Below are 17,537 nucleotides of genomic sequence, written 5' to 3'. Positions count from 1 at the left end.
CCCTACTTTGTCAACTAGTTTCTATAATGGCTTACTCACTTTTTAAAGTTTTCTTAAGTTATTTTTTCGACCTGATTGCATCTAGACAAAAGCCATAAATACCTGATTTCCAAAGTCCTGCCCCCTGGGTGTCAACTTCAAAACCGACCCGTCCCATACCAGTAATCTGGCGGTGATCAGCGACTGGATAACCTCACCAAACGGGACAAAATAGCTTTCTCCAAAACGGGCGCAAAAATCGTCCTCCCGAATCCCACCCAGTTTGCGTAAACCTAAAAACATCCACTCACGCATTTGCTCCTCCGGCGTCATCGCCGGTTCAAAAATTGACGGTGATTTGTCCGCTTTCAGCAACTGACAATACTCGTTAAGTTCATTACTGTTTCCATAACGTTGGCCGTTAAAATAACCATGAGCCCCCAAACCAAAACCCAGGTAAGGAACCAGTTCCCAATATTTTACATTATGTCGGCTCTCATATCCGGGTCGACAGAAGCTGGATATTTCATAATGCAAAAATCCCTGTTCGTTTAGAAAAGCATCCACGGCCCAGTGCATTTCCCGTTCCTCATCTTCATCCGGCAGCTCCAACTGCCCCGACTCCACCCAGTTGGCCATTGGTGTTCCCGACTCCAAAATCAGGCTATAACAGGAAAGATGGGTGGGGGCATATTTTATTACCGCCTGCAAGGTTTCCATTACATCCTCGAGCTTTTGTCCCGGCAAGCCCACCATTACATCCACGCTAAAATTACTGAATCCCGCTTCTTTTAAGAGCTCCATCGCTTTGATAAAATCGGCCTGACTGTGAACCCGACCAAGGATTTTTAGCAGAAAATCCTGCCAGGCCTGCAGCCCCACGCTGGCCCGATTGATCCCCGCCTTTTTGTAGCGTCTGGCTTTATCGGTAGTCAGCGTCCCGGGATTGATTTCAATGGTGATTTCGGCATCGTCCTTTATCTGAAATACTTCATTTAACAGCAAAAGGGTAGCTTCGATGTGTCTGACATCAACTGCAGAAGGTGTTCCCCCACCAAAATAGATGGTATCCACTGCTGGTAACGCAAATTTTTTATTTTCTTCGATAAATTTTCTAATTTCCTTATGCAAGGCTGCAAAATAATCTCTGATTACTGCCTCACTCTGACGAGAGAATGACGAAAAATCACAATAAGCACATTTTTTGAGACAAAACGGAATATGACAGTAAATTCCCAGACACGGGCCATCAGTAACACTTAACGTATTCATACTTAACTCCTCACATTTTAGGACTTTTTGATTCATTATATGCTATAATCATAACATATAATGAATCAAAAAACAGATCCTATGGAAGTCACAGAAAGGAAATCATCAATGAAAAAAACGACCACCCTTGCCATAATTGCTGGCGCAGCTGCTGCTATCCCCGCTTATTTTCTGGTTAGCAAACGAATCCGGAAAAAACAGTCACCCCCATCTACCACCTGGTCTGAAGCACTCACTAAAGAAACGATTCTCAACGAACCCCTGTCTGAAAATTTGCCTCCAGTAAGTATGTCAACGACCGAATCCGCTCATCCTGATAAACCGAGTAAAACCACCTCCGCTGAGGTTACTCCTGTTTCCGAGTCCGAACCACAAAAATCCACCTATCCGGGGTTGATTGCCCCCAATGGTCGGATCTTATATAATTTCAAAGATGAAAACAATCTGATTTTTTGTGAAGAAACCCAGTTGAGTAAACGTCTGATCCAACTGGAAAATTCCATCAACATTCGGGATATCGGCGGCTACACGGGAATCGATGGTCGCAAAATCAAGTGGCGAAAAGTGATCCGTAGTGAAGAACTGGCCCACCTTTCCGATAAGGACGTCGACTATTTTTCGGCCCTACGCCTTAAACATGTCTTTGATTTCAGAAATGAATCCAAATCAATGCGTCAGGCTGATCGGTTGCCCAAGAATACGGAATACCATCTGCTGCCAATTTTCACCAGTGCAGATATGGAACTGGACCATCAGGACTTCACTCAACCTGGCGTAATTGATGCATTTATGCGCCATATTTACAAAATCCAGACTGAAGATCGGGCCCAGTGCTTTGCCGAAGTGCTCAAATACCTAACCGAACCATCGGAATACCCAATTCTTTATCATTGCACCAACGGTAAAGATCGTACCGGTTTTATGACTTATCTGATTCTGAGCATTTTAGGCGTTAGTGAAGATGTGATCCTGTCTGACTATACGCTGACGAATCTGACCTTCGACGAGAGTTTTAACCTGCTGGGTAACATTATGTCTGAAGAACTGGGCATTGAAAATTATCACCTCTGGGAATTTTATGGTGTCAAGCCTGAGTGGTTAAAGATTTCGATGAACTATGTCAACACCAATTTCGGAAATGTGGAAACCTATTTAATGGAAAAAACTGATTTACGAGAGAAAGATTTTAAGAAGATTCGAGAGAATTTATTGGCAAAATAAAGGCCGTCATTGGGGTGGCTTACCCACCCCTACGAAGAAAACAATAACTCTGTTAACACATATAATGTCACACATCATAGTGTAGGGGCGAATCGCATTCGCCCGGAATGTTGGTCAATATACAAACGTCCCTCCGGCGGGTAAAACCCGCCCCTACGAATCCATATTTACAGTTTATTAAAATACGACTATCACACATTAGTTTGTAGGAGCGATCCGTGATGACCAAGGGGTCAGACCCTCGCCCTAAAAACCCAATCCCAAAATTTAGGAGGAAATGCCAATGCAAATGGAACAATGCGGAAAAATCGCCCGGGAGGCGGGCATCCTGTTAGCAGCCACCGACGGTCAGCTGCGAAATGCCGGGCTGCTGGCCATTGCCAACGCTCTGGAAGAAAACAAAGAAGCACTTGCAGTTGCCAATCAAGTCGATATGAAACGCTCTCAGGAAGAAAACCTGGGTGCCCCCCTGCTTAAACGTCTGACCTTCGATATTGCAAAGATCAATGACGTAATCCAGGGAATCCACAGCCTGATGGAGCTGACCGATCCCCTGGGAGCTACCAAGCTGTCAACCGAACTGGATGAAGGTCTGGATCTCTATAAGGTCACCTGCCCGATTGGGGTCATTGGGGTTATCTTCGAATCCCGACCCGATGCTTTTGTTCAGATTTCCACCCTCTGCCTGAAAAGCGGCAATGCGGTACTTTTAAAAGGCGGCCGTGAAGCCCTGGAAACCAATCGACTGCTTGCTAAAATTATCAATCAAGCCACCGCTTCTGTGGGTCTGCCAAAGGACTGGCTCCAAAACCTGGAAACCCGGGAAGACGTCACTGCCATGCTGGCATTGGATCACTACATTGATCTGATTATTCCCCGGGGTTCCAACAGCTTTGTTCAATATATTATGAACAACTCCAATATTCCGGTGATGGGCCACGCCGATGGCATCTGCCATGTTTATGTTCATGAAGATGCCAATCTTACCCAAGCCGTTGCGATCATTGTCGATTCTAAAACCCAGTACGTGGCTGCCTGCAATACCCTGGAAACCCTGCTAGTCAACGAAAAAATCGCCGCTGCTCTGTTGCCGCAACTTAAAACGGCACTGGAGGCCAAAAATGTTCATATTAAGGGGGATGCTGCCACACAGGCGATCATTGCCGTGGAAGCAGCTACCGAGATCGACTGGAAAACCGAATACCTGGATTACATCCTGTCAATTAAAATTGTACCCGATCTGAACACGGCCATTAACCATATCAACACCTACGGTTCCGGTCACACCGATGTGATTCTGACCACCACCGAAACCACCGCTCAAACTTTTATGACCCTGGTGGATTCAGCCGGTGTTTTTTGGAACTGTTCAACCCGCTTCAGCGACGGCTTCCGTTTCGGCTTCGGCGCCGAGGTGGGGATCAGCACCAGCAAACTTCATGCCCGGGGTCCGGTTGGCCTGGACGGACTGCTTAGTTATAAATACAAACTACTGGGTCATGGTCAATGCGTAGCTGATTATGCCAGCGGCAAAAGCCAGTTTACCCATGTGGCCAAGGACAGTAACTGTCCGATTTAGCCGCAAATTTAACAACCGGTATGACAAACGAAACGTTGCCATGACATGCCCCAACATCTAAAAATAAAATAGATAATTGCGAAATGAAAAAAATCGAACAATGATTGCTTTGAGTGCAGTTTCCACAAATAATTTTGTAACGTGTAGGCGAACAGTTCAGCGAACTGTCCGCCGTACAGTGTAAAAATTGTTTCGTGCGAAACTGGGCGCAAAGCTCACGGCAGTTTTGCAATTACCTAAAATATAAAATAAAGAGAGGTCTATTATGAAATCAAAAAAACTGTTGTTGTTTCCCTTGATTCTTGTTTCTCTCACGGTTCTTCTTTTTACTGGCTGCACCCCTGCCGCCGAAAAAAAGGATGATTCCAAAACCGAACTACCCAACCCGATGGTAGAACAGGCCTCAAGTGAGGCGATTAAGGATGCAATCGGGTTTACCTTCGAAACCCTGCCAACCGGCATCACGGATGTGAAATACTTCACTATCTCTGATGACATTGCCCAGGCCAATTTTACCCTGGGTGGTGTCAACTACACGGTTCGTAAGGGTGATGTGATGATCGACAACATTGCGGGTGTTTACACCGAATTCCAGAGCGGCGAAACTAAAGCAAACGCTTCCGGCATTCCGGTTCTCTACCAGACCAACCCCGATGGCATGGGCTTAGCCACCTGGAAAACGGACAAATATACCTATTCGGTTTATTGCGAAACCGGTTTTGATCTGGCGGGAATGGAAGTTGTGGTGAATGGGGTATCGTGATTGATCCCAACTCTTCGTTATCTCTGAAGATTAGTTCAAAAAGTAAAAATCCCTTGTTAAGAGCAGGAGCTCCTAATAAGGGATTTTTTTGATATCTGAAATCTTTATATTTTTTTTGCAGTTTTCTTGGCATCAAGAAATTGCTAATCCGGCAATGGTAACTGTCACATAATTATTTGTCGGATCTGCTAATTCGGTGATTTTAAAACTAATCGTTGCAAAGGAACCCGCAACACCTGTAACAACACCATTATTATCCACTTCAGCATTTGGTGTTCCGCTTACCGAAACCACCTCAACCTTATATTTTGTTTTGTCTAACAGCAAACCTTCAGCCCGGGTCAATAAATTTGTTCCCGTCGTAATGCTCGGTAATTGTAAATTATTTTTAGTCACATTTGTTCCCACATATACGGCGGTATATTTGAGGGCATCTCGTGCTGCCTTAAGCTGATCAGTAGCACTCTTACAATCGATCTGTTTCAAGTTTGGCAGATCATTCAAGTTTGCCGGCGAGTTGAGATAAACCATTTCATAATTATCCCATGTCGCTGTCGTGTAGTTACTCTTTGAACTTCTTAAGGTTTTAAATTCTGTTACTTGCGCATTATAGCCAGCAATATCTGACTCGGTAGCTCTATAATACAGGGTCGCTTGAGCATTGGTGATCATGCTGGTCGCATTATTAATCTTCGTTTGATCCATAAATACTTCTCTGGTCGATTCAATCCGATTGAAAATCTCATAATTGATGCAATCTCTGACATAATCATCATAAGATTTTTGCGTATACAGTGGAGCCACCTGAGCCATCGTGTTAGGCCACACGGTAAGATCGTCTCGCCAGGGTTTAGCGGCTGCTACTGCTATATCATAGCCACTATAATCAAGATCGAGGTTTATACCATCAGGATCAAGGTTTCTGATTGCCTTTTTGATATCTTCGGTCGCAGCAATAATGACTTCCGGACGACTATCTTTATTAATTACCGTTTGTTGCCATGTATAGTCTGTATATGCTGCTGCATATTTTTCAACGGTATCAACATAATCATTCCAGGTACCCGGGTCAACATATTTATTAAGCTGCTCGACATAACCTTTTCCAACTTGCATTTTGTTTCTCAGATACATCTCAATAACATTTTCAAAAGCATCCAGTTCTGCCTGATTTGTTCGAATGAGGAACTGTTGCGCTTCAATAATTTTTGCTGTTGCTTCATTTACTTTTGCCTGGTCAATGTCTTTTGTATAGCCTAAATACGGTTTGATTGTATTTTGATATGTTTGCCAGGATGTTGGTGTGTATGAACCAGCAGCATCTGTTTTAGCCAACGCCTCATTATAAGCAGTCAGGATCGATGCTGCATTTTCTGGTTGAACCAGAACGGCTTGAGCTCGCTTGATCGCATCAACTGCAATCTTAATCTCGGAGTCTGTATTCTCTGACGAAACAACATTCTTTGCAAGAACAGCCAAATAGGCACTCCAGGGGGCCGTCTTAAATACACTTTGATCTGAATATTTATCAATCAAATCATAATACTCATCAGTATTACCCCGTTGCTGTAGATTAAGTTGGGCTAATTTTATTAAATCAATAGCACGATTGATTTCTGCCTGAGTATTATCCGGGGTTACAAAATAGCCTTTCGATGCTATTTTCTTGGCATATTCAGTCCAGCTCTTAGTCGTATAGTCAGCTCTTTTCACGAGATTCAATACATCATAGTATTCTTCAAGATCGCCGCGTTCCATCAATTTTTGTTGAGCCCGGGTAATCTTCACCACCGCAGCATCAATCTGGGCCTGAGATTTATCAGAATCCATTTCATTGGCAGTTAAGATCTTCTGGTAGGCCGTCCACGATGTGGAGGTATAATCGACCTCTTTCATCGGCTTAAGGGTTCGGAGATCAGCAGCGTCGTCTGGATCTTTACCAAGAACAATATTGTAATTCAATATCGTGTTGTATCGCGCCAGATCACCGCCTTTTAGCAGCTTGTACTGAGCCTTTTTAATATTGGCCACTGCTGTGTTAACCTGAGTCTGCGACTTATCCGGATCCATAATATTAGCATCCAAGACCTTCTGATAAGTTGCCCAAGACGACGTCGTGTACTCACCTTGCTTCATCTCAACCAGTGGTTTTGTCGAAGTCGTATCAGCTGGGTCTTTTCCTAAATAAAGATTGTATTTCAAGGCTTTGTTATACTCGGTAAAATCACTGGCTCTTTCCACCAGCTTCAGGCTGGCTGCCCGCAGTTTTGTCACCGCTGTATTGATCTTCGCTTGTCCGTCCTGTGGTTTCAGAAAATTAGCGTCAATGACTTTCTGATAAGTTGCCCAGGATGCTGAAGTATAGTTATCTTGATCAAGACCAATTAACTCATTATATTCGTCAAGATCTTCGGCAGCTCCCTCTAATTTCTTTTGCGCTGCTTCGATTTTTTCGGTCGCTGCATCAATGGCTTCCTGTCCATCAGCCGGAACAACCACATTAGCCGCCACTACTTTCTGGTAGGCATCCCATGATGCCGTCGTATAGTCGGTTCGAATCACCCCATTAATGGCTGCGTAGTAATAACGCATGTCACCGGCCGGTACCAGATTCATTTGCGCTGACAAAATTTTAAGAACAGCCTCATCAATAACCTCCGGCTTGCTCATGGCATTCACTACCACGGAGCGAACCTCCTTCTGATAGGCATTCCAGGAGGCCGTGGTGTAGTCTTCTTTGCTAACTGCATCCAATACCGCCTGATAGTACGTTAAATCAGCTTTCTTAATCAACTTCTTCTGAGCTTCTTCGATATTTTTAATGGCTTTTTCAATATCGCTTTGGGAGAAGGTTTCATCCACGAAATTGGCATCAACCACATCCTGATAAATTGCCCAGGTGGTTTCAATATAGTCTTCTTCTTTTACTGCGTTAAGCAGTGCATTATAAGCAGTAAAATCAAATTTTTTGACCATTCTTTTCTGGGCTTCATCGATTTTTTTAACCGCTGCATCGACTTCAGGCTGAGTATTGTTTTCCGTCATGGCATAAGATGACACAACTCCCTGATATACTAACCATGACTCTGCTGTATAGTCTTCCTCACGAACGGCATCCAAGGTTGCCTGATACTCAGTTAGATTAACCTTCCACTGCAATTTTTTCTGAGCTTCCAGTATATTTTTAAGAGCAGTATTGATATCAGCCTGGGAGTCATCTTTTGTAACCACATTGTCAGCCACCACATCCTGATATACCGACCAAGTATCCGGGGTGTAATTCACTTCCTGTACAGAAGCAAGCGCTGCCCTATAAGCAGTTAAATTCTTTGCCAGCACCAGGTCTTTCTGTGCCGCCGTAATGTTGGCAATGGCCTGTATAATTTCTTCCTTGCTGTTATCCGTTGTCATCTCATTGGCATCGACAATTTCCTGATAATCGGCCCAGGATTCGCTGGTATATGAATAGGGATTAACCGCTTTAAGGGTCGAAAGATACGTTTCGTACTCCTCATTCACTTCGACTATTTTTATTCGAAGTCCCTCAAGCCTTAATCCTAGCCCTGATGTTCCAGCGGTTTCACCATTTCTAAACCAGGTATTCGGATCGTTGATATCCTTTAGCCAGCCCTGGTTCTGAACCTGAACATTGTATAAAAGACGATACCCCGGCATATTGTTGAGGACTAACCGGACACTTTCAAGACGCAGACCCTGCCCACTGGTTCCAGCTTCCGTACCCATGGCAAACGGACCCAAATCGCCCCGATTTTGCACATGAACATAGGTCTGAATGCTTGCCCCTTGCGGCAGCGAACCAGTTAGTCCCACCAGCAAAGCTTCCAGTCGTTTCGACTCTCCGACCGTGCCTGACAAACTACCATTGCTTTTCCAGGTGGTTTCCCAGCCATAATCCTGAATATGTGTTTTGTACTGAACTCCCGGTTCGGTAACAATTGATGCCTGAGCGCCTTCAGCCCATACTGCCGGCGAAAAAAGCACCGAAGTCAGCAAAACAGCCGATAACATCGAAGCTGTCGTTTTTTTTATTGCCATGACAAGACCTCCTTTTTTATGATCTGTCCTAAATTGCTTATATCATCGATCCGTCGACCGATCGTCAAATCTGAATAAAATTATTTTAAGACAATTATATCATACTATCCTGATGATGTTATCGTCAAAAAATAAAAAATCTTTAATGGATTCAGCAAATTTCCAAATCAAAACTGGGTTTTCTAAAGAAATAAAGCTCCCAACCGGCATCAGCCAGTTGAGAGCTCCATAATTAATACGATTGGGTCTAGTTGATTATTCTGTTACAGCAAGTGAGTTGGTCACTTCACTTCGCGATATCGTTTCATTTTTACTGTCTTTTATATCCACATAGAAGGTATAATTCCCTGCTGTTGGTGGCTTGTAGGTGTAGTAGTAGGTCGTTGAAAAAGCTCGAATAATCGTCTCTTCACTGTCGCCCTCTTTTTTCATGGAGAACTGATAGAAATAGGGTTTGATGCCATCTTGTCCAGTGGCCGACAGTCGGACACTGCTTCCCAATGCCATGCTGGTTTTGCTGATGAGAAAATCTTTTATCGAAGCTTTTTTAATCACGGCGTAGCTGTCGATGGTTTTTTCGGTAGTATTTGAAGTTACATCCTCATTTTTATTATCGGTTACCTTAACGAAGAATTGATAGGTGCCCACTTCGTCTAGCTTAAAGCTAATGATTCCCGGTGTCGCATCGGCTGTTTCGGTAATCGTCACCGGTTCTTCACTCCCCCGCTGATACGCGAATTCATAGTTATAATCGCCACTACCGCCAGTAACGCTGGTTGTCAACGTAACATCTTCTCCTTCATACTGCTTGCCAGTAGGCGACACGGAAAAACGTCGGATGATCGGTGGATCAATCACCTGATATTCCATCAATGTTGCGCCATCGCCATCAATGTTGCTGATCAGATTATTGGCATCGGTAACTACTACCCCAAAGGAATAAAGTCCCGGCTTCATTGGCCGATAGCTGATATATCGGGATGTGGTCGATGAACCAATTTTTGTCCATGTTTCTACATCATCTTCGTCGTTTTCGCTATCCAGCTTGTAATAGAACTGATACTTATAAGGAGTTTTTCCACCGATTCCGGTGGCGGTCAATTTAATTGTTGTACCAACATTCTGAGGTGTTTTCTTATCCACCACCAAACTCTTGACACCAACATTTCCCAGCACCTTAAAGCTGCCAATTTTTGCCGTAGTCGTTGCATAATTGTCATCCGTCACTTCCACAAAAAGGTTATAGGTACCTGCCTGATCTGGTACAAAATCAGCGTTTGCTATCCGGAGATCTGCTGTGGACTTCGTATCCATGTATTCGGTCACTGTTCCCTTGGTCCAATAGAAGAGATAGCTCATTTCACCAATCCCGGTATTGGAAGCCACCGTTGCGGTCAGCTCAACCGAGTCCCCAGCATAAACCGGCAATCCGGTTTTATTGGTTGTTAAGCTCACCACCGGTGGATTATAGACATCAAAATCAATGCTTTCGGTGGACGCAATCCCGTTGGCATCGGTAATTTTTACCAACAGAATATAGGTTCCTTCCGTTTCCGGCTTGAAGGTGGCATAATTCTTTGTTTTATCGCTCGGGATCAGACATGCTGCATAATCAGCTTCATCGATTGTATCCGCTTCATTTTCTCGCAGTTTCTGGTAAAAAGTATAGGTAAATGGTGCTTTTCCACCATCTGGAGTGGCTGTCAACTTAATTTCGGTGTTAATATCCTGACCTGACGGTTTGTTGGTTTTAAGACTTTTTACCCCGAAGGTTCTAAAAACCACAAACTTGCTGAGGGTATACGTTTCACTCGTCAAGCCAGAATCTTCATCCTTGGCACTAACATAAAAGGTATACGTACCGGCAATGTTCGGTGTGAAACTGGCCACATTTCCTGTTACATTGGCAGCATCGATGGTGCCTGATTTTGAACCAACCTTGTAACCGAAGGTATAGGTCAAATTGTCGCCGCCGGCACCGGTTTTTTTGGTGGCGGTTAAGTTAATCGCTTCTTTTACATAGGAACTGGTCAAGCTGGGTTGCGGTTCTTCTGCTTCAGGATCTGTTACTGTCAAACCGGTTATAATTGGCGGATCTGTTACTGTCAATGCCAGCGTCTTTTCAATGGTGTTTAAACTGACAGCCCCGTTTTTATCGGTAATTTCTACAAAAAAGGTGTAGTTTCCAGCTTCAGTCAATGAAAAATCGATACTTTTCAATGAAGGGTTTGCCGAATCAATATCGGTTTGCGCTTTAATTACATGGCCTTCATCATCTTCAATTTTATATGAGAATTGATAGGTGTAGGGTGAAACTCCGCCTTTACCGGCTGCTGTTAAGCGAATCGTATCACCGATAATCAGTCCGCTGGTTTTACTGGCTTTTAGACTGGTGACTTCCAGTCCAGTGTTGACCTTATAACCAGTTATTTTTTTCCTGACGCTACTGACGCCATCAGAAACAACTACCTCAAAGGTATAGGAACCACCGCTCAAAGGTGTATAAATAACATCGGATGGATCACCATCGTTATCCGGGAGCTTTTCTGTGCTGCCATTGACATAAAAGGCGTATTCCAGTGCATTTTCACCGCTTCCCTCTGCGACATCAGCCTTTAGAGTGATTTCTTTTCCAGGATAAACAGGTGTCCCTTTGACAGGGTTGGTCGAAAATTCATTAATAATCGGTGGATTCTTGATTTGATAGTTCGGCAGTTCTGAAACGACTTTAATTCCATTGGCATCAGTCACCGTCACCCGCAGTGTATAGAAGCCCACATTTTCCGGATTGTTAAAGGTGAGCACTGCTGTTTTAACGATCGAATCTTCTTGAATGGTCGCTGTAGTGCCCAAAGCATCTTCCCATTCAAAAGTATAAGAATAAGGTGATTTCCCGCCAGCCGCCGAGGCCGACAGTTTTATGGCTGAGTTAATTGATGTTCCCGAAGCTTTATCTGTTTTAAGCACTGCTGTCAGCGTTTTTAATACCACCACATTTTTTAGGGTTCGGCTCGCTATCAACTGATCCGCATCACTAACATCCACGACCACACTGTAGGTTCCTGCCGTGGTCGGCGTAAATTCAAAACTGTTATCATCAGTCTGGGTCACCGTCTTAACGACATTCGATCCATTTTTGATGGTAAAACGATATTGAATCGATCCCGTTCCGGTGCCCTCCTGCAATACTGCGGTGATCAGAATGGGATCATTGACATATATTGCCGCTCCGGGATCATTGCTATTGACCGCAGTAATTTCACCAATCACTGGACCATTGACAATTTTATAGTTTTCAATGGTCTCGGTCGTGGTTTGCCCGTTGCCATTGTCATCGGTTATTTCTACTTTCAGGGTGTAGTTACCAACCTGAGTCGGTGTGAATAATACTGTATTGGTTGTCGGCAGCGCTTTTTGATCTAATTCAACCGGACTGGAACCATCTAGTTGATAGGAAAACTTGTAAGTGTATGGTGTTTTGCCACCACTGCCATTGGCCGTCAATTTGATCGGGGTATTAACATTCTGACCAGATAATTTGTCCGTCACAAAGCTTTTAGTGGCTACTGCTGACAAGACCTTATAGCCGGTTTTTGTCGCCGTCGTCTTCAAACCGGTCTGATCGGTGACTTCGACTAGATAAGTATAGGTGCCGGCCACTGATGGCGTCACACTGATCGACGCTGCACTGCCATCAACCTGAGGATCGGTCAGTTCCACTGTTTTGGTACCCAATTTATAATAAAAATGATACGTAAAGGGTGCGGTACCACCCTCCACATCTGCCTGAAGGATGACTTCATCCCCAGCATAATGAAGGCTTTCCTCATCACGATCTGTGGTTAGCTGAACCAGCGGATTATCCTGAATGATAAAAACAAGTGATTCCGCTTCCGTCTGAATCCCATTGGCATCGCTGGCAACTACAGTAACGGTATATTCCCCGGCTTCAACCAACGGCAGACTAAAATTGTTCGTTGCCATGGCTACGCCCTTATATACACTTTCTCCGTCACGGTCACAGCTAAACTGATAGGTATAGGGCCCCTTGCCGCCACTTGCTGTTGCGGTAAATTTTATGGTTGTATTGCGGTTCTGGGGCGATGTCTTATCTGATTTCAGGGTTACCTCTGGTTTAGGTAATACTGTAACCGTGTTGGATGTGGCACTGGCTACCATAACGTCATTTTCATACACTTCAACATAGAACTGGTAATTACCAGCTGATGGCAGATTGAAAGCTTGTGTCGTTTCGGCCACTTTGGAAACAATCGGGATTTTTGTCGAATCTGAACCAAGGGTATAATAGTAGGAGTACACATAACCCGCCTTGGCTCCGGTTATGTTCGTTGTCAGGCTGACTTCATCCCAAACATACGCTGGACTGCCATCAGCTTTTGCCGCAGACAAAGCGACTACCGGAACAATTTCAAAATTTTCAATGGTTTCTTCAATAATTCGACCACTGCCGTTTTTTAGTTCCAGAATAAGATCGTAATAGCCGGCCTTTGTCGGAGTAAAGTTGGCCGTCGCTGCGGTTGAAAAATCCTGAATCAAAATTTCTTCGCCATCCTCATGGAGTGCCGAGAAACGATATTGATAGGCCGTTTTCCCGCCAGAACCTTCGGCATTTAAAAGGATCTCCGTCCCGATAGCATGGGCCTGCGAATTATCCGGTGATGCCGTAAACGATTTGACAGCCAGATCATCCACAATGGTATAATTCAACATCTCACTTTTAGCTATTAAACCTTGTTGATCAGTGACTTCCACATAAAGATTATATATGCCCGGTTGACTGGGAGTAAAGGTGGCTTGGGGTGTTGCCGAATTGCCAAGTTCCTGAGAAACCTCACCACTGGTATAATAGAAACGGTAATTTAGCGTCCCGCTGCCGGTATCGGCGACTGTTTCTACCGTCAGCAAAATCTCACTGTCATAATACTGAGGCGAGACCTTGCTGGCTTTAAAGCCATTTTCGGCAATCACTGGTTCATTGGTTACCTTGTAACCACTTACAGCCTTTAATGCTGTCTTACCACTGCCATCGGTTGCCCTGACATAAAAGGTATAGGTGCCGGCCAAAGTCGGGGGGAAATTAACTGCATTCGAGGCGGTGTCCATCGCAATTGTGCCTGTCGACTCCGTCCCATCATAGCTGATCAGATCCCAGAAAAAGTCATATTTAATGGTTCCGGTACCACCAGAGACTGCGCTCGTTAGCGTAACGGGATTACCCACTCCAATTTCAGTATCGGGTGAGACCAGAAATTCATCCACTGTCAAAAATTCGATAACGTTAAATGGTATTTCCGGATTTGCTTCCATTGCATAGTCTTTTGCCGTTGAGGGTGATTCACCGTAAAGTTCTACCAATAAGCTGTCTTTAAACATGCCGTACCCCTCCATGATTGTCACGGATTTTGGGATGCTGACACGTAGCAAGTTTGAGCAATTGCCAAAGGTCGGGTTTCCTTCTGTTGAATAAATGGCAGTCAGGGTAGAGGGCAGTTCGATTTCAACCAGGACATCACAATCGTAAAACACCCCATCTTTCAGGTAAAGGAGGTAATCCGGAAAGTTAATGCTGGTGATTGCCAGGCCCTTAAAAACGTTGCTGCCAATACCCACAACCTTTTTGCCACCCAGCGTGTCGGGGATTTCTACTGTTGGTCCTCCATCAGCAAAGGAATACGCGGTGATCTCGACCCCTCCATCCACTGTCGTCCAGGTGAACGTGCCATTCGTCTCCATCGTCGTTATTCCACTGTCTTCGGCCCATACGTTAAGTGGCATAGAGGTCAGTATCATCATAAATACCAGTATCCAGCTTACCCCTTGTTTGATTCGTTTTTTCATCCCGATTACCTCCTTGTTATCACATATATTTATAACACTTCGATTATTTTATTTATTGCCTTCGCCATCATACAGCGTATTAAAGATATCGACATTTCAAATCAATTCGTTAGTTTTTTTTGGATAAATATTAAAGTGCAATTGCCCAATAACCCGAACAATTGCACTAAAATTTAAGAGATAATTCTTTTTTGCCTATTAATCTATGGATTAATATAGATATCCATGTTTGCCGTTGTCCCAGCTGCACCACCATCAAGAGGCGTAATTGTAAAGGTGACCGTTGCCACCGTATTGCCCTCATCGATTATTAAACCCGTTGTCGGATTAATCACTGCGGTACCGCTATCGATCCGAGTAAATGTGATGCTATAATCCGTTTTATCGATTCCCGCTGCAGAAATAATATCATTCGCCCGGGTCAGAATATTGTCCCCAACCGTGCGAACCCCAAAATTAGATGTGTTAATTTTGGCATTGGCAACTACATAAGCTGCGCTATAAACCAGATTTTTCTGAGCTGCGACAATTTTTGCTGTTGCAGCATCCACATCCGCCTGGGTGTTATCGGGTGTCACCGCATTTGCCGTCACCACTGTTTGATAGGTTGTCCAGGAAGCTGGTGTATAATTTGCTTGCTGGACTGCTGCCAAAGCAGCATTATAAGCCGTCAAGTCTGCGCCTTTCACTAAAATAGTCTGTTGAAGTGCGATCAATGTGGCCGTGTAACTGTCTATCACCGACTGGGGATAATTCTTTAAGGTATCAGCCGCAATAGTCGTAATAGCCTTCACCTGACTGTCATTGGTATAGGCGGTAAATGAAGCAGTGGTATAGGGACCATCACTTACCTTAATGTTTTTCGCTGCATTAAATGCCGTTAGATCAGCCGTTTTTACCAATTTCAACTTGGCACTGTCAATATCGGCGGTAGCCGCATCAATGGTTGACTGAGCAGTATCTTTGGTAATTGTATCATATACCCATTTACCGTCTGTCAGCGTTCCATAGTTCTCGCACTTTGCTGTATAGGTATTCCAGGTACTTGAGGTATACGGCGCATTGGCTGCATCTCCACCATACTGGACATAGAGAGCAATCGCTTTATTAAAATTTGTTAAATCAGAATAAAGCACCAGACTTTTCTGGGCTGCCAAAATTTTAGCAGTTGCTGCATCGACTTCGGCCTGGGTATTCATGTTTGTAACCACATTGGCATCAACCACAGCCTTATATGCCGTCCAACCAGACTTGACCATGTCCTGGGTCACGGCTGCCAAGGCAGCTTCATAATTTGTTAAATCTGCCAGTTTGAATAGATTTTTCTGGGCTTTGATTAGCGCAATGGTCGCTGCATCCACTTCGGCCTGAGTATTTTCTTCAGTCACCACATTGGCTTCCACTACAGCCTGATAGATCGCCCAGGTTTCTGGCGAATAGTCGGCTTCTTTTACGCTTTCAAGCACGTCATTATAAATGGTTAGATCTGCTTTTTTTACCAGGCTCAGTTGCGCTTTTTCAATTGCCGTGGTTGCTTCAGTAATTTTGTTGGCGATGTCTTCTTTGGTGACAACATTCTTGGCAACGACATCCTGATAAAGATCCCAGGATGCGCTGGTATAGTCATCTTCATTGACCTGGCCCAAGACCGCTTCATATTTGTCAAAAGCGACTTTCACTGGGGTTTCAACAATTTGTATTTCAATGGCTTCCAGCCTTAGACCCTTACCTTCTGATCCAGACAAAGCGCCATCGGCTACCCAACCCTGAGCCCAGCCTTGATTTTGAATATGGGTGCGATATTTGATTGAATAATCCGCAGCATCTGTGCCAGTCAGTTTGATTTCAATGGCTTCCAGCCGCAGACCCTCTCCCACAGAACCGGCCAGATCACCGTTTGACACCCAACCTTGAGCCCAGCCCTTGTTCTGAATATGAGTCTGGTATTGTATTCCTAAACCATCCGGCACATCTCCCGATAATTCAATCTCAATTCCTTCTAAACGCAGACCTTTGCCTTCCGATCCAGAAAGGCTGCCATCGTGCATCCAACCCTGAGCCCAGCCCTCGTTTTCAATATGAGTACGGTACGCCACACCAAAAGCCATATCTGCTGTGGTATCTGTTCCTTCGGCCAAAACAACGGTTGGCAAGCCCATGATCATCATGCACATACCTACGATAATACCTATTCTTAATTTTTTCACATTGTACCTCCGTTTATATTTGTTTTATGTTTCTTTTCATGTTAGCTTCTCCTTAGAATTTTACACCTTAATGCCCTTTTTTGCAATCTAAGTTTGACAGACTCTTATATATTGAAATTCCAACACAAATACCATTGGCACCTGCGTCGGGATTGGCTGGTTAGATCGGATGGCACTATAGTCTGGAACATCCTGTCACGGCTGTCAACGCTAAATCAATTTGGAGCGAAAAGATTCCCCCATATTTACCAGCCACTTCAAAAACTTAAAAAGACGACCCGAGTCCCGAAGAACCCGAATCGTCTCTATTCTCTGTTTTTAAAGCAACCAAAGTAAGAAACCGCAATAAAATTCTTACTTACTGTTCTTTGATCGCGTTTTCGATTATTCGTTTTCCGATTCCCAGCACCCTACTCAATTGCCGAATGCTACAACTCGTTTCCTTATGTATTATCCGGATACATTCATTTCTTTCTGTCTTGTTTAAGCTCATTATTCCAGAATATCGCTGATTCTCTTTAACCATAGCCTTGATCCCGTCATCAGTATATTTTACAAAAGTACTCGCATCAAGACAATCATCCTGATTAACCTCACACGA

Annotated in this window: 7 protein-coding genes and 1 pseudogene; 3 read left to right on the top strand and 5 right to left on the bottom strand. The window is 44.2% G+C overall.

The window, feature by feature from the left end:
- Nucleotides 1-81: 81 nt before the first annotated feature.
- The gene (gene hemW / locus ACWI_RS12490) at nt 82-1,251 is read right to left on the bottom strand and encodes a radical SAM family heme chaperone HemW (RefSeq protein WP_070371774.1); all 1,170 of its coding nucleotides are present in this window, start codon (nt 1,249-1,251) and stop codon (nt 82-84) included.
- A 108-nt stretch (nt 1,252-1,359) separates the two neighbouring features.
- Here hemW and ACWI_RS12485 point away from each other — a divergent pair, with 108 nt between their 5' ends.
- The 3 genes from ACWI_RS12485 to ACWI_RS12475 all read left to right on the top strand — a co-directional run bounded on the left by ACWI_RS12485 (nt 1,360) and on the right by ACWI_RS12475 (nt 4,814).
- Nucleotides 1,360-2,472 (top strand): tyrosine-protein phosphatase, encoded by a 1,113-nt coding sequence (locus ACWI_RS12485; RefSeq protein WP_070371773.1) that lies wholly within the window; start codon nt 1,360-1,362, stop codon nt 2,470-2,472.
- A 283-nt stretch (nt 2,473-2,755) separates the two neighbouring features.
- Nucleotides 2,756-4,051, top strand: a complete 1,296-nt coding sequence (locus ACWI_RS12480; protein WP_070371772.1) for a glutamate-5-semialdehyde dehydrogenase — start codon at nt 2,756-2,758, stop codon at nt 4,049-4,051.
- A 265-nt stretch (nt 4,052-4,316) separates the two neighbouring features.
- Nucleotides 4,317-4,814, top strand: coding sequence for a hypothetical protein (locus tag ACWI_RS12475; protein ID WP_070371771.1), 498 nt, complete (start codon nt 4,317-4,319; stop codon nt 4,812-4,814).
- 132 nt (nt 4,815-4,946) lie between these two features.
- Here ACWI_RS12475 and ACWI_RS12470 read toward each other — a convergent pair whose 3' ends face one another.
- The 4 genes and pseudogenes from ACWI_RS12470 to ACWI_RS19265 form a co-directional block, all read right to left on the bottom strand.
- Nucleotides 4,947-8,870 carry an Ig domain-containing protein gene (locus ACWI_RS12470; protein ID WP_070371770.1) on the bottom strand — a complete coding sequence of 1,308 codons (3,924 nt, stop codon included), beginning with the start codon at nt 8,868-8,870 and terminating at the stop codon, nt 4,947-4,949.
- Nucleotides 8,871-9,125: 255 nt separating this feature from the next.
- Nucleotides 9,126-14,729, bottom strand: a complete 5,604-nt coding sequence (locus ACWI_RS12465) for a leucine-rich repeat protein (protein WP_070371769.1) — start codon at nt 14,727-14,729, stop codon at nt 9,126-9,128.
- Between the two features lie 203 nt (nt 14,730-14,932).
- Nucleotides 14,933-16,936, bottom strand: a complete 2,004-nt coding sequence (locus tag ACWI_RS12460; RefSeq protein ID WP_070371768.1) for a hypothetical protein — start codon at nt 16,934-16,936, stop codon at nt 14,933-14,935.
- A gap of 358 nt (nt 16,937-17,294) precedes the next feature.
- Nucleotides 17,295-17,537: pseudogene (locus ACWI_RS19265) on the bottom strand (transposase); the annotation flags it as partial.

Source organism: Acetobacterium wieringae (assembly GCF_001766835.1).
GTDB classification, from domain to species: Bacteria; Bacillota; Clostridia; order Eubacteriales; family Eubacteriaceae; genus Acetobacterium; species Acetobacterium wieringae.
This window is presented reverse-complemented; position numbering and strand designations above follow the sequence as displayed.